Below are 12,884 nucleotides of genomic sequence, written 5' to 3' on the forward strand. Positions count from 1 at the left end.
GCACGTAGAGCGCGCGCGAACGGCCTGGCAGCGGCCCATTGTCTCTTGAGCCGGGGCTTAGGCTCAGGCATGGTCCCGGGCGGCTTTAAGGGTTGAAACGGCTATGTTTCCCCGAGCGTTGGATCAGAAAAGCCGATGAGCAGCGAAATAGCCGTCACGATCAGCGAGACGTTGATCGTTCTCAGCAACACCGTGCGACGGAAGCCGCTGCCGAAGAAGGCCTGGTAGGTTGCGAAGGGGCCGCCGGGCGTACCGAAGGTCGTGTAGATGGTGGCGGCAACCGGAGCGACAAGCCCCAGTAGCACCAGCAGGGTTGCCGGCGAAGCCAGCGTCCAGCCTGCAAAGCGTTTCATCGCCTATGGCCTTTTCTCGGTGGCCCAGCGACCACCAGTCTATTCTTGCCGCAAATGCGGCGTCACCGCCGTGATGGGCGGGAATCTCATTGCGCACCTCTATGCCATTTCCGCCGTCGCGAAAATAACGAGGCATTCTGGCTGTGGAAAGTCGAAGCCAGATGTGGAAGGCGAGGCGCCTCAGCGCCCCGCCCAAAGGTCTTACATGCCGAAGATTTCGTTCCAGCGATCGACCCAGCCGCCCTTGGCAGCATTGAGCTTGGCATAGTCAACGCGCTGCAGGCCGGCGATCACGTCTGCACCATAGGTCCAGAGCGCTGCCTGTTCCGGGGTCAGCGTGACGGACTTGTTGACCGGCGCGTCGACGCCCTGCTCGGCCAGCTGCTGCTGGATTTCCGGGGACAGGATGAAGTTGATGAACTGGTAGGCCAGTTCCGGCTCGGCAGCACCCTTCGGGATGTTGACGGTGTTGAGCGTCGCGATCGAGCCTTCCGCGAGGTCGGCCCAGACAACGGTCGGCACGGCAGCCTGGATCTGAGCCAGGGTGAAGTCCTGCGCGATGGCGGCGGTCACTTCGCCGGTCGAGAAGAGGTTAATCATCTCCGAGCCGGTGTTGTAGTTCTTCACCACGTTCGGCTTCAGGGCTTCGATGCCGGCAAAGGCGCCATCGGGATTGTCGAAAGCGTCCACGCCTTCGTGGTCACCGGCCTTGAGCACGACCATCGGGCCGGCAGTGGTGGTGATGCCCGGCAGCGACAGGGACGAAGCCAGGTCTTCGCGCCACAGGTCGTTCCAGGAAGTGATCGGGGTGGTCAGCTTGGCGCTGTCATAGACGACGCCGACGCGGCCGATTGAGTAAGCCGGGCCGTGGCCGCCCTGCGGATCCTGAGCCAGGTCATAAAGGCCATCGAGGTTCGGCAGCTTCGAGCGGTCGAGCTGCTGGAAGAGGCCGAGGTCAACGCCCTGCTGGCTGAAAGCGTCGGTGAAATAGGCCACGTCAACGCCCGCGCCGTTGCGGATCTGCAGCTTGTTCAGACGTTCGCCGTTGTTGCCGGTCTCGAACTGGATTTCGCAGCCGCACTGCTCGCGGAAGGGAGCCAGGATGATGGACTCGAGCTTCTCGCCGTTAAAACCCCACCAGGAAATGGTGAGCGTCTTGGTCTGCGCGAAGGCAGGCGTGGCGAAGGCGGCCGTGGCTGCGAGGCCAAGCGCCAGAGTAGTTGCGGCAATGCGTGACATGTCTTGTTCCCTGTTCCAGCAGGCTTGGGACCGCTGGTGATTAAGTGAGTTCCCTCAGGAATGAGCCTATTTTTGTGGCTCCCCCAACACAAGTCTAATTTCTGTGCTTTCCCTTGCAATCAGCATCGGAAACAATGGTTACTCTGCGTCGTCCTTCACCGCTTCCATGGAAACATGCGTGCTGGTGTGTGCAACATGTGGCAGCGCCGAGATTTTCTCCCCCAGAACTTCGCGATAGGCGGCGATATCCTTGGTTCGTACCTTGAGCAGATAGTCGAAACTCGAGGCGATCATATGCACCTGTTCGACCTCGGGCAGGGACCGAACCGCCTTGTTGAATGCCGCCAGCGCCGCCTTGCGCGTGTCCGAAAGCTTCACCTCCACAAAGGCGACATGCGGCAGCCCCAGCCGCTTGGGATCGATCACCGCACGGTAGCCCAGAATGTATCCTTCGGCCTCCAGCCGCTTGATCCGGGCCTGGCACGGGGTCTTGGAAAGATTGACCCTGCGGCTCAGTTCGGCGACGCTCAAACGGCCATCGCGTGCGAGTTCGTCGAGTATCTTCCGGTCGATCTGGTCTAAAGTTTCGAAAATGACTGTTTTCATGGTGCATTCGCCTGCGGATCGCATTGAAATTACCACTGTCGTCGCAAGGCGGCCACACAAATAGGCGAAACGACCTCCCGGCTTCTGGCATTTTAAGGCAACGCTTCTGAGTGCTTTTCCATGACCGACACCACTGCCTTTCGCGACACCATGCGCGCCCGCATTTATGCGGATGAAAACACCCTCGTCCCCCAGCTGATCGAGGCTACCGGCCTTGACGATGCGCAACGCAAGACCATTTCCGGCCATGCCGAAAAACTGGTGACTGCCGTCCGCACCGGCAACAAGCTCGGCCTGATGGAAAGCTTCCTCGCCGAATACGGCCTCGCGACCGATGAAGGCGTGGCGCTCATGTCGCTCGCCGAAGCCCTGCTGCGCGTGCCCGATGCCGAAACTGTTGACGCGCTGATCCACGACAAGGTTGGCGGGTCCGATTGGGCGAGCCATTTCGGCTCCTCGTCCAACACCCTCGTCAACTTCTCCTCGTGGGCGCTGAACCTGACCGCTGACGTCTTGGGCGATCCCGAAGTCGGCCCCAAGAATGCGCTGCACCGCGCCATTGCCCGCCTCGGCGAACCGGTCATCCGCACCGCCGTCGGTCAGGCCATGCGCCTTCTCGGCAGCCAGTTCGTCTTCGGCCGCACCATCGACGAAGCCGTCAGCAATGCGAAAAAGCCGGAAGCCCTCGGCTATCGTTATTCCTATGACATGCTCGGCGAAGCTGCCCGCACCTCGGAAGACGCGGATCGCTATTTCAAGGCCTATTCCGACGCCATCGCGACGCTCGCCCCGCACTGCACCTCCCCGGCCGTGCGCGACAACCCGGGCATTTCGGTAAAGCTCTCCGCACTGCATCCGCGCTACGAATTCGCGCAGCGCGAGCGTGTTCTGACCGAGCTCGTCGATGCCACTCGCAAGCTGGCTATCGCTGCCCGTGAAGCCAATATGGGCTTCAATATCGATGCCGAGGAAGCCGACCGTCTCGACCTTTCGATGGAGATCATCGAAGCCGTTCTGGCAACGCCCGAACTCGCCGGCTGGGAAGGCTTTGGCGTCGTCGTGCAGGCCTATGGCAAGCGCGTGCTGCCGCTGATCGACTGGCTCGAAGCATCAGCCGAAAAGTACGATCGCAAGATCATGGTGCGTCTGGTGAAGGGCGCCTATTGGGACGCCGAAATCAAGCGCGCCCAGGTGCTCGGCCTGCCGGGTTTCCCGGTCTATACCCGCAAGGCGATCACCGACGTCAGCTATATCGCTGCGGCGCGAAAACTGTTCTCCAAGAAGCGCATCTACCCCCAATTCGCCTCGCACAACGCGCACACGGCTGCTGCCGTACTGCATCTGGCGGCTGAAGCTGGTCGCCTCAACGACACCTATGAGTTCCAGCGCCTCCACGGCATGGGCGAGCGCCTCCACGAAGTGCTGCGCACCAACCACGGCACTCGCACTCGCATCTACGCGCCGGTCGGTCCGCACAAGGACCTGCTCGCCTATCTCGTGCGCCGCCTCCTCGAAAACGGCGCTAACGGCTCCTTCGTCTACCAGATCGCCGACGAGGACATTCCGGCCGCCAAGGTTGCCGAAGACCCGATCGCCAAGCTGCTGGCGCTTGATGGCTTTGCCAACCCCAACATCCCGCTGCCCGACGCCGTCTTCGGCGCCCGCCGCAATTCGGCGGGTCTCGACCTGACCGATCCGGTTGCCTTTGGCGCCGTGAATGCTGCCCGCGAGACCTTCTGCAAGACGCAATGGCTGGCGACGCCGCTGCCGGTCGCCGACGCTTCGAGCGAAACCACGCCGGTCATCAACCCGGCCGATCCCACCGACATCGTCGGCCAGGTCGTTTCCGCTTCCGCGGCAGGCGTCACCGCAGCGATCTCCGCCGCCGTCGCCAGTACGTGGCCGCAGACTGCCGTTGGCACCCGCGCCGAACTCCTGCGCAAGACCGCCGATCTCTACGAAGCCAACCGCGCCGAGCTTTTCGCGCTGCTGGCTCGTGAAGCCGGCAAGTCCTGGGCGGACGCCGTGGCCGAAGTCCGCGAGGCCGTCGACTTCCTGCGCTACTACGCAGCCGAAGCTGAGACCAAGCCGCTGGCGGCTGCCCGCGGTCCGTTCGTTGCCATCTCGCCGTGGAATTTCCCGCTCGCCATCTTCTCCGGCCAGATCGCAGCAGCGCTCGTTGCCGGTAATCCGGTGGTGGCAAAGCCTGCACCGCAGACCCCGCTCATCGCCTTCCGCGCTGTGCAACTGATGCACGAAGCCGGTATCCCGACGGATGCCATCCAGCTCATGCCGGGCGGCCCCGATGTCGGCACAGCGCTGACCTCGGATGCGCGCATCGCCGGCGTCGCCTTCACCGGCTCGCTGCCGACGGCGCACCGCATCGACCGCGCCATGGCCGAGCACGTCGACGCCAAGGCGCCGCTGATCGCAGAAACCGGTGGCCTCAACGCCATGATCGTCGACTCGACCGCACTGCCCGAACAGGCCGTGCGCGATATCATCGCCTCAGCGTTCCAGTCGGCCGGCCAGCGCTGTTCACCCTCGGCAACCCGTGGGATCTCGCCACCGATATCGGCCCGATCATCGACGAGCCTGCGCGCAAGAAAATCCAGTCCTACGTGGATGTTAACAAGGCAAAGGTGATTCACGCCATGAAGGCGCCGGCATCTGGCACCTTCGTTGCGCCCACCGTGGTAAAGGTCGGTGGCATCGGCGAAATCCCGGAAGAGATTTTTGGGCCGGTCCTCCACGTCGCGACCTTCAAGGCCGACGAGCTCGACAGCGTCATCGACGCCATCAACGCCTCCGGCTATGGCCTCACCTTCGGCATGCACACCCGCATTTCGAGCCGCGTGAAGAAGGTCTCGGCCGCCGTCCATGCCGGCAATATCTACGTCAACCGCAACCAGATCGGTGCCGTCGTCGGTTCGCAGCCCTTCGGTGGCGAAGGCCTCTCCGGCACCGGCCCCAAGGCTGGTGGCCCGCACTATGTCGCGCGCTTCACCCAGGGCCATTCCGGTCTGCAGGCTGCCGCCGAAACGCTGCCGGGCCCGACGGGCGAAAGCAACGTGCTCCATGTCTCACCGCGCGGCACCCTGCTGTGCCTCGGCCCGACCGAAGCCGATATCTCGGCCCAGAAGGTCATGGCTGGTCAGGCCGGCTGCGTGCCGCTGGTCGCCTCGCTCGACAAGGATATGCTTGGCGTCGCCACCACCTTCGATGCCGTCGCCTGGTTTGGCGACGACGCGACGCTGTCGACCATCCGCAAAACCCTCGCCGGTCGTGACGGTCCGATCCTGCCGGTTCTCACCAGCACCGAGGACGTCGCCCGCCTGCAGCACGAACGCCATGTCTGCATCGACACAACGGCGGCCGGCGGTAACGCCACGCTGATCGCCACGGCGAGCTAAGCCAAAACAAAAGGCCCGCAGCGAAAACTGCGGGCCTTTTCATTTCTATCTGGATTTTTGGGCTCAGGCCCCCTCAGTCGCGGCGAGCAATTCGCGCGAATAGGGCTCCTTGAGGTCCCCCTGCTTGAGCTGGGCGACGTCGGCAATTTCAACGATCCGGCCATGCCGCATCACGGCGAGGCGGTCGCAGAGAAAGCTCACGACGGGCAGGTTATGCGTCACCATCAGGAAGGTGAGGTTCTGTTCGCGCCGCAGGCGTTTCAGCAGATTGAGGATTTCCGCCTGCACCGAAACGTCGAGCGCCGAAGTCGGCTCGTCGAGTAGCAGCACCTTGGGTTCGAGCATCAGCGCGCGAGCGATAGCCACACGCTGGCGCTGGCCGCCCGAAAGCTGGTGCGGGAAGCGGAAGCGGAAACGCTGGTCGAGGCCAACCTGCTTGAGCACCGCTTCGACCCGCTCGCCACGATTGCCGATACCATGGATGGCGAGCGGTTCGGAGAGCGCGGAGTCGATCGTCTTGCGCGGGTGCAGCGAACCATAGGGGTCCTGGAACACCATCTGCACGGTGCGCGACTCATTGCGATCAACGCCATGCGTGCGCGGCTTGCCGAGTACCGAAATCTCGCCGGTCCATTCCGGGGCAAGCCCGGCAATGGCACGCAAAATCGTCGACTTACCCGAGCCGCTTTCACCCACCAGGGCAAAGCTTTCGCCTTCCGGCACGTCGAGGTTCACCCCATGCACGACCTTGGTGTCGCCATAGGAAATGTCGAGGTTTTTGAGGGTAAGTGCGCTCATGTGCCCGCCCATTGTGTCCGGTCGAGCACCGGCAATTCGTCGCGTGTTTCGTCAATCACCGGCATGGCTGCCAGCAGGCCCCGTGTATAGGGGTGCTGCGCCTTGTCGAGTTGCCCCGCCGCGCATTCTTCCACCACACGGCCGGCATTCATCACGAGAATGCGGTCGCAATAGCGGCTGACCAGCGCCAGATCGTGGCTGATCAGGATCAACCCCATACCCTTGCGGGTTACGAGGTCATCGATGATGTCGAGCACCTGCGCCTGCACGGAAACGTCGAGCGCCGAAGTCGGCTCGTCGGCGATAAGCAGCTCCGGCTCGGGGATCAGCATCATCGCGATCATGATGCGCTGGCCCATGCCGCCCGAAACTTCATGCGGATAGAGCTTGGCCACGCGCTCGGGATCGTTGATGCGCACAGCGGTCAGCATGTCGAGAATGCGCTGCTGCACTTCCTTGCGCCCGAGCTTCTGGTGCGTCACCAGCGCCTCGGCGATCTGCTCGCCCACGGTCATCACCGGATTGAGCGAGAACTTTGGGTCCTGCATGACCATGGAAATGCGGGCGCCACGAATGGCGCGCATCTGCTTCTCGTTCTGGTCAAGGATATCGATCCCCTCAAAACGCAACTTGTCGGCGGTCACTTCACCCGGCTTGCGGATGAGTTTGAGGATCGAACGGCCGGTCATCGATTTTCCGGACCCGCTCTCGCCCACAATGCCCAGTCGCTCGCGACCAAGGGTGAAGGAGAGCCCTTTCACGACCTCGACGCGACCGGAATGGGTCGGAAACGAAACGCGGAGATTTTCGACTTCGAGCAGGGGAGAACTCATGACTTGCCCTCGCTCTTGGGATCGAGAACGTCGCGCAGACCATCGCCGAGGAAGCAAAAGCCGAGCGACACGATGATGATGGCGAAGCCGGGCATGGTCGCGACCCACCACTGATCGAGAATGAAGGTACGGCCACGCGAAATCATCGCGCCCCATTCGGGGAGCGGCGGCTGCGCGCCAAGACCGATGAAGCCCAGACCCGCCGCAGTCAGGATCACGCCGGCCATGTCGAGCGTTACGCGCACGATCATCGACGAGGTACAAAGCGGCAGGATGTGCTGCACGATGACGCGGATCGGTCCACCACCGGCGAGCTGCACCGCCGAGATATATTCGGCATTGCGGATGGTCAGTGTTTCGGCTCGGGCAATACGCGCATAGGCCGGCCACGAGGTGATGGCGATGGCGATGATGGCATTGTTGATGCCCGGTCCAAGCGCCGCCACGAAAGCCAGCGCCAGGATCAGTTTGGGCAGCGACAGGAAAATGTCGGTAAAGCCCATCAGCACGCGGTCGACCCAGCCACCGAAATAGCCGGCAATTGCCCCGATCAGCAGCCCCAGTGGCGCCGAGATCAGCGCCACCAGCAAGACGATGGTCAGGGTAATCTGCGAGCCCCAAACGACACGCGAAAAAATATCGCGGCCAAGTTCATCCGTGCCCATCCAGTTGACGCCAGACGGCGGCAACAGGCGTTGGCTGAGGTTTTGGCCCGTGGGCGAAAACGGCGCGATCCACGGCGCAAACAAAGCCGTCAGCAGCAGCACGAGGATGATAACCCCGCCCAGCACCGAAAGCGGATTGCGGAGGAGGGCGGTGAACACCCGATAGGTGCGGCCGGCGTTAGCCTGCCAGCGGGAAGTGGGAGAGTCGGCGAGAAGCCAGTCACGAGTACTCATCAGCGTGCCCTCGGATCGAGGACGCGATAAAGCACGTCCGAAACTTTGTTGATAACGATGAAGACGGAGCCGATAACCAGCGTTGAGCCAAGCACCGCATTCATGTCGGCATTGAGCAGCGCGGTCGTCAGGTAATTACCGATGCCGGGCCAAGAGAACACCGTCTCGATCATCACCGAGCCTTCGAGCAGACCCGCATAGGAGAGCCCTATGACCGTGATCAGCGGCACGCGGATCGGGTTGAAGGCATGGCGCCAGATCACCACCCGCTCCGGCACGCCCTTGACGCGCGCCGTGGTGACGAATTCCTGGCTTAGCTGGTCGAGCATAAAGCTGCGCGTCATGCGGGCGATATAGGCCAGACTGAAAAAGCCCAATACCGACGCCGGCAGCACAATATGCCAGACTGCGTTCCAGAAAATGTCGAACTCGCCCTGCACGAGACTGTCGATCAGGATCATGCCCGTAATGGGCGTCACGAGCCCATCATAGAAGATGTCGAGCCGCCCCGGTCCACCGACCCAGCGCAGCCGCGCGTAGAAGATCGCCAGCCCCACAAGTCCGAGCCAGAATGCCGGCACCGAATAGCCGAGCAGCCCGACCACGCGAATGGCCTGGTCGAGCCAGGTGCCCTGGCGAGCCGCAGCAATCACCCCGAGCGGCACGCCGATGGCAACGCCAATGAGAATGCCGAGTGTCGCCATTTCGAATGTCGCAGGGAAGAAGCGGCTGAGATCGGCCGCCACCGGACGGCCGGTCGACACCGACATGCCCAGGTTCCCCGTCAGGACATTGCCGACATAATTGACGAACTGAACGTAAAGCGGCTGGTCGAGCCCCATGGCCGCGGCAGCGGCATTGTACTGCGCCTGCGTTGCGCGATCGCCGACAACGGCGAGCACGGGGTCGATCGGGATCACGCGCCCGATGAAGAAGGTAATCGCCAACAGGCCAAGAAAAGTGAGGAAAAGCGTGACGAGAAAAGTCACCACGGCACCGATCTGCCGTCTGGTGCGCTTGCTCGTTAGTTTTTCTGGCGGTGGCGAGGTCAGCGCCGGCTGTTCAGTCGTCACACGAAATCCTCTTGTAATAACAGGGCTTTACCGCCGCAGAATGACTCTTCTGCAGGTTGCAAAACCTTCACATTTCCCTTTCACCATACAAGAAACTTTGCTTATATCAAAAAAATTTTGGTGGGACGGATGGCTGAGAGCGCCTTGGCAGATGTGGAGCAGGGGCACCCCAAGGTGGGTGCGCTTATCCGCGCGCGCCGTCGCCAGCAGCATATGACGCTGATGGAACTGGGAGCCTCCGCCGAAGTTTCGGTGGGCTACCTGAGCCAGGTCGAGCGCGACCATGCCACGCCCTCTCTCGGAACGCTCGCCCAGATCGCGCGGGCCCTTGGCGTATCCATCGACTATTTCGTCGCAGCGCCGGCCCCGCATAATGCCCTGACCCGCTCCAACGAGCGCAATCGTTTCTCGCTCGATGGTTCATCGATCATCTACGAGCGTCTCGGTGCGGATTTTCCGGGCAACCAGCTTTCGAGCTTCATCATGCTGGTGCCGCCCGGCTATCATTCGGAGACGGTGTCGCACGAGGGCGAAGAAATCCTCTTCATCCTCGATGGTTCGATCACCCAGCGCCTCGATGGCGAAGAAATGATCATGAGCGCCGGCGACAGCCTGCACTTCCGAGGCAATCGCCCCCATTCCTGGTCCAATCATACCGATCAGCCTGCCCGGCTCCTCTGGACCGGCACGCTCGCTCTCTTCCGCTCCACGGCGCGCCCGTCGCGCCAGGTGGTCGCGAAAGCAAAACCCGGCACCAAGCCGGTTCGAAAAAAAGTCACTTCAAAGGAGAAACGCACATGAAGCTCTTCCGCGCTGCCCTGTTGGCATCCGCGCTCAGCCTGCCGCTGGCAGCTGGCGCCGTCTATGCCGCGACCCCGGCCGACGCCCTGGTGATCGCCCAGAACATCGACGATGTCGTCGCACTCGACCCCGCTCAGGCTTACGAATTCTCGGCCGGCGAAATCAACGCCAACCTCTATGACCACCTGGTCCAGTATGCTGCCGAGGACACCACCGTTCTCGCGCCGGGCCTTGCTTCGGAATGGACCGCCGACGAAGCCGCCAAGGCGCTGACCTTCACCATGCGCGATGGCGCCACCTTCGCCTCGGGCAACCCGGTCCGCGCTGAAGACGTGCATTACTCGTTCAAGCGCGTCGTCACCCTCAACCTGACCCCGGCCTTCATCCTCACCCAGCTCGGCTGGAATGCGGACAACATCGACGACATGGTCACCGTTGACGGCAATACCGTCACCGTGAAGTGGACCGGCGATTTCGCTTCGGCCTTCGTGCTGAACGTCCTCGCAGCCCGCCCGGCCGCCATCGTTGACGAAGTGCTGGTTTCTCAGCACGTCGAAGGCGACGACTGGGGCAATGCCTGGCTGAATACGCACTCGGCCGGCTCCGGCCCGTTCGTGCTCACCGACTACCGCCCGGCCGAGCTCGTTCGCCTCACCGCCAACGAAACCTATTTCGATGGCGCCCCCGCCATGAAGCAGGTTCTCATTCGTCACGTTGCCGAAGCCGCGACCCAGCAGCTGCTGCTGACCTCGGGCGACGTCGACATGGCCAAGAACCTGACCCCGGACCAGATCTCGGGCCTGTCGGCTGATGCCGTCAAGGTCGAGACCTATCCGCAGGCTGCCGTGCACTTCCTGTCGTTCAACCAGAAGACGGAATCGCTGACCAATCCGGCCATCTGGGAAGCTGCCCGTTACCTCGTCGACTATGACGGGATGACCCAGACCTTCCTCAAGGGCCAGATGGAAAAGCACCAGGCCTTCTGGCCGAAGGGCTTCCCGGGTTCCTATGACGAAACCCCGTTCACCTACGACGTCGAAAAGGCCAAGCAGATTCTGGCCGACGCTGGTGTCGAAACCCCGATCAACGTCACGCTCGACGTGATCAATTCGACCCCGTTCACCGACATTGCCCAGTCGCTGCAGGCTGGCTTTGCCGAAGCCGGCATCAACTTCGAGATCCTGCCCGGCACCGGTGCTCAGGTCATCACGAAGTACCGTGAACGTACCCACCAGGCCATGCTCCTCTATTGGGGCCCGGACTTCATGGATCCGCACTCGAACGCCAAGGCTTTCGCCTACAATTCGAACAATGCGGACGACAACTACACCGCAACCACCACCTGGCGTAACGCCTGGGCGGTTCCGGAAGACATGAACAAGGAAGTTCTTGCCGCCCTCGCCGAGCCCGATCAGGCAAAGCGTAGCGAACTCTACATCGACCTGCAGAAGAAGGTTCAGGCCGAAAGCCCGATCATCATCATGTTCCAGGCCGAACTGCAGATCGCCATGGCCAAGAACGTCGACGGCTATGTCAACGGTTCGAACTCGGACTTCGTCTACTACCGTCTCGTGAAGAAGAACTAAGTCCTTCACAGCCACGAGGGCCATGCCCTCATGGCGCCGGATACGATCGCGGGGCAGGGCTCCGCGATCACTCTTGGCGGCGACATTCCCTCGTTCGCCGCCTGCGGAGCCGGGCATCCTCCTCCCGCTCGGCTCCGCCCACTCTTTCCCTGAACCCCCTCATCCTAGCCCTTGCTCCGTTTCTGAGGGCTAGGGTGAGGGGCTTTGCAAAAGCCAGAACAGACTTGAGGCCGATTATGAATCCCACGCTCGCCACCCGCATGGCCAACCTTCGCCGCCGCATGGCCGAGACCAATACCGATCTCGTCGCCATCGGTCCCTCGAGCCACATGCGCTGGCTGGCCGATCTTGCGCCGCATGGCGACGAGCGTCCGGTCATGCTCCTGGTCAGCCAGACCTATGCTGGTTTCCTCATGCCGGCGCTCAATGTCGATTCTTCGCGCCAGCACACCGATCTGCCCTTCTTCCCCTGGGCCGATGCCGATGGTCCCGGCGCCGCCCTCGAACAACTCATCGAAGCCTCGGGCATTACCCGCCATAACCCGTCCGTCGTCCTCGACGAGACCATGCGCGCCGATTTCGCCCTGCTGCTGCTCGATGCGCTTCCGGGCGCCAAGCGCCGCTTTACCCAGGATACGGTGGGCTATCTCCGCTCCCGCAAGGACGATGCGGAATACAAGGCCATCAAGGCCGCGCACCTGCTCAATGATCGCGCTGTCGAGGCTGCTTTCGCCGCCCTCAAGCCTGGCATGACCGAAGTCGAAGTCGCCGCGCTCATCGATGCCTTCTACAAGGCCAATGGCGCGACCACCGTCTTCTGCTCCGTCTGTTTCGGCCCCAATGGCGCCTTCCCGCACCACCACACCGGCTCGACGCCCCTCAAGACCGGCGACGCCGTCCTGATCGACACCGGATGCCGTCTCGATGGCTATCCGTCCGACATGACCCGCATGGGCTATTTCCAGTCCGCGCCTGAAGGTTATGGCCAGATCCATTCGATCGTCGAGCGCGCCGTGGAGGCCGCTCTCGTGGCCGCCAAGCCGGGCGCCATCGCCAGCGAAGTCGACAAGGCCGCGCGCGATGTTATCACCGCCGCCGGCTATGGCCCGAATTTCTTGCACCGCACCGGCCATGGCCTCGGCATCGACATCCACGAAGCCCCCTACATCACCGGCACCAGCGATACGGTGCTTGATGAAGGCATGGTCTTCTCCATCGAGCCGGGCATTTACCTGCAGGGCAAGTTTGGTCTGCGCCTCGAGGAAATCGTCATCATCCGCAAC

10 protein-coding genes and 1 pseudogene are annotated in these 12,884 nt (G+C 62.4%); 4 read left to right on the forward strand and 7 right to left on the reverse strand.

Annotated elements, in window-relative coordinates:
- Positions 1-101: 101 nt before the first annotated feature.
- The 3 genes from J0I64_RS07135 to J0I64_RS07145 form a co-directional block, all read right to left on the reverse strand.
- A complete protein-coding gene (locus tag J0I64_RS07135; RefSeq protein WP_291406903.1) occupies positions 102-353 on the reverse strand; it encodes a hypothetical protein in 252 nt (83 codons plus the stop codon).
- A gap of 201 nt (positions 354-554) precedes the next feature.
- Positions 555-1,592, reverse strand: a complete 1,038-nt coding sequence (locus J0I64_RS07140) for an ABC transporter substrate-binding protein (protein ID WP_291406904.1) — start codon at positions 1,590-1,592, stop codon at positions 555-557.
- 138 nt (positions 1,593-1,730) lie between these two features.
- The gene (locus J0I64_RS07145) at positions 1,731-2,198 is read right to left on the reverse strand and encodes an Lrp/AsnC ligand binding domain-containing protein (RefSeq protein ID WP_291406905.1); all 468 of its coding nucleotides are present in this window, start codon (positions 2,196-2,198) and stop codon (positions 1,731-1,733) included.
- A gap of 150 nt (positions 2,199-2,348) precedes the next feature.
- Here J0I64_RS07145 and putA point away from each other — a divergent pair.
- Positions 2,349-5,611: pseudogene (putA, locus tag J0I64_RS07150) on the forward strand (bifunctional proline dehydrogenase/L-glutamate gamma-semialdehyde dehydrogenase PutA).
- A gap of 63 nt (positions 5,612-5,674) precedes the next feature.
- Here the strand turns inward: putA and J0I64_RS07155 are convergent.
- From J0I64_RS07155 to J0I64_RS07170, 4 genes are read right to left on the reverse strand one after another with little or no spacing between them, the layout of a single operon-like run.
- Positions 5,675-6,409 (reverse strand): ABC transporter ATP-binding protein, encoded by a 735-nt coding sequence (locus J0I64_RS07155; RefSeq protein ID WP_291406906.1) that lies wholly within the window; start codon positions 6,407-6,409, stop codon positions 5,675-5,677.
- Entirely contained in the window at positions 6,406-7,242 is an 837-nt protein-coding gene (locus J0I64_RS07160; RefSeq protein WP_291406907.1) for an ABC transporter ATP-binding protein, read from the reverse strand. Before J0I64_RS07160 ends, J0I64_RS07155 begins: the two co-directional genes overlap by 4 nt.
- Complete coding sequence (locus J0I64_RS07165) at positions 7,239-8,141, reverse strand: ABC transporter permease (RefSeq protein WP_291406908.1); 903 nt, start codon at positions 8,139-8,141, stop codon at positions 7,239-7,241. Before J0I64_RS07165 ends, J0I64_RS07160 begins: the two co-directional genes overlap by 4 nt.
- A complete protein-coding gene (locus J0I64_RS07170) occupies positions 8,141-9,142 on the reverse strand; it encodes an ABC transporter permease (protein ID WP_291406912.1) in 1,002 nt (333 codons plus the stop codon). The genes J0I64_RS07165 and J0I64_RS07170 overlap by 1 nt, the downstream gene beginning before the upstream one ends.
- A gap of 201 nt (positions 9,143-9,343) precedes the next feature.
- Between J0I64_RS07170 and J0I64_RS07175 the strand changes: the two genes are divergently transcribed.
- The 3 genes from J0I64_RS07175 to J0I64_RS07185 all read left to right on the forward strand — a co-directional run.
- Complete coding sequence (locus tag J0I64_RS07175) at positions 9,344-10,015, forward strand: helix-turn-helix domain-containing protein (RefSeq protein ID WP_291406909.1); 672 nt, start codon at positions 9,344-9,346, stop codon at positions 10,013-10,015.
- Positions 10,012-11,601 (forward strand): ABC transporter substrate-binding protein, encoded by a 1,590-nt coding sequence (locus J0I64_RS07180; protein WP_291406910.1) that lies wholly within the window; start codon positions 10,012-10,014, stop codon positions 11,599-11,601. Before J0I64_RS07175 ends, J0I64_RS07180 begins: the two co-directional genes overlap by 4 nt.
- Before the next feature lie 236 nt (positions 11,602-11,837).
- Positions 11,838-12,884, forward strand: a 1,047-nt coding sequence (locus tag J0I64_RS07185; protein WP_291406911.1) for a M24 family metallopeptidase, incomplete at its 3' end; no start/stop codon positions are given.

The sequence above is a fragment of the Devosia sp. genome (assembly GCF_017307565.1).
Classification (GTDB): domain Bacteria; phylum Pseudomonadota; class Alphaproteobacteria; order Rhizobiales; family Devosiaceae; genus Devosia.

What these genes read in the sequence shown, in the direction of transcription:
- J0I64_RS07135 (WP_291406903.1), bottom strand. Translation starts at nt 353, where the DNA reads ATGAAACGCTTTGCAGGCTGGACGCTGGCTTCGCCGGCAACCCTGCTG.
- J0I64_RS07140 (WP_291406904.1), bottom strand. Translation starts at nt 1,592, where the DNA reads ATGTCACGCATTGCCGCAACTACTCTGGCGCTTGGCCTCGCAGCCACG.
- J0I64_RS07145 (WP_291406905.1), bottom strand. Translation starts at nt 2,198, where the DNA reads ATGAAAACAGTCATTTTCGAAACTTTAGACCAGATCGACCGGAAGATA.
- J0I64_RS07155 (WP_291406906.1), bottom strand. Translation starts at nt 6,409, where the DNA reads ATGAGCGCACTTACCCTCAAAAACCTCGACATTTCCTATGGCGACACC.
- J0I64_RS07160 (WP_291406907.1), bottom strand. Translation starts at nt 7,242, where the DNA reads ATGAGTTCTCCCCTGCTCGAAGTCGAAAATCTCCGCGTTTCGTTTCCG.
- J0I64_RS07165 (WP_291406908.1), bottom strand. Translation starts at nt 8,141, where the DNA reads ATGAGTACTCGTGACTGGCTTCTCGCCGACTCTCCCACTTCCCGCTGG.
- J0I64_RS07175 (WP_291406909.1), top strand. Translation starts at nt 9,344, where the DNA reads ATGGCTGAGAGCGCCTTGGCAGATGTGGAGCAGGGGCACCCCAAGGTG.
- J0I64_RS07180 (WP_291406910.1), top strand. Translation starts at nt 10,012, where the DNA reads ATGAAGCTCTTCCGCGCTGCCCTGTTGGCATCCGCGCTCAGCCTGCCG.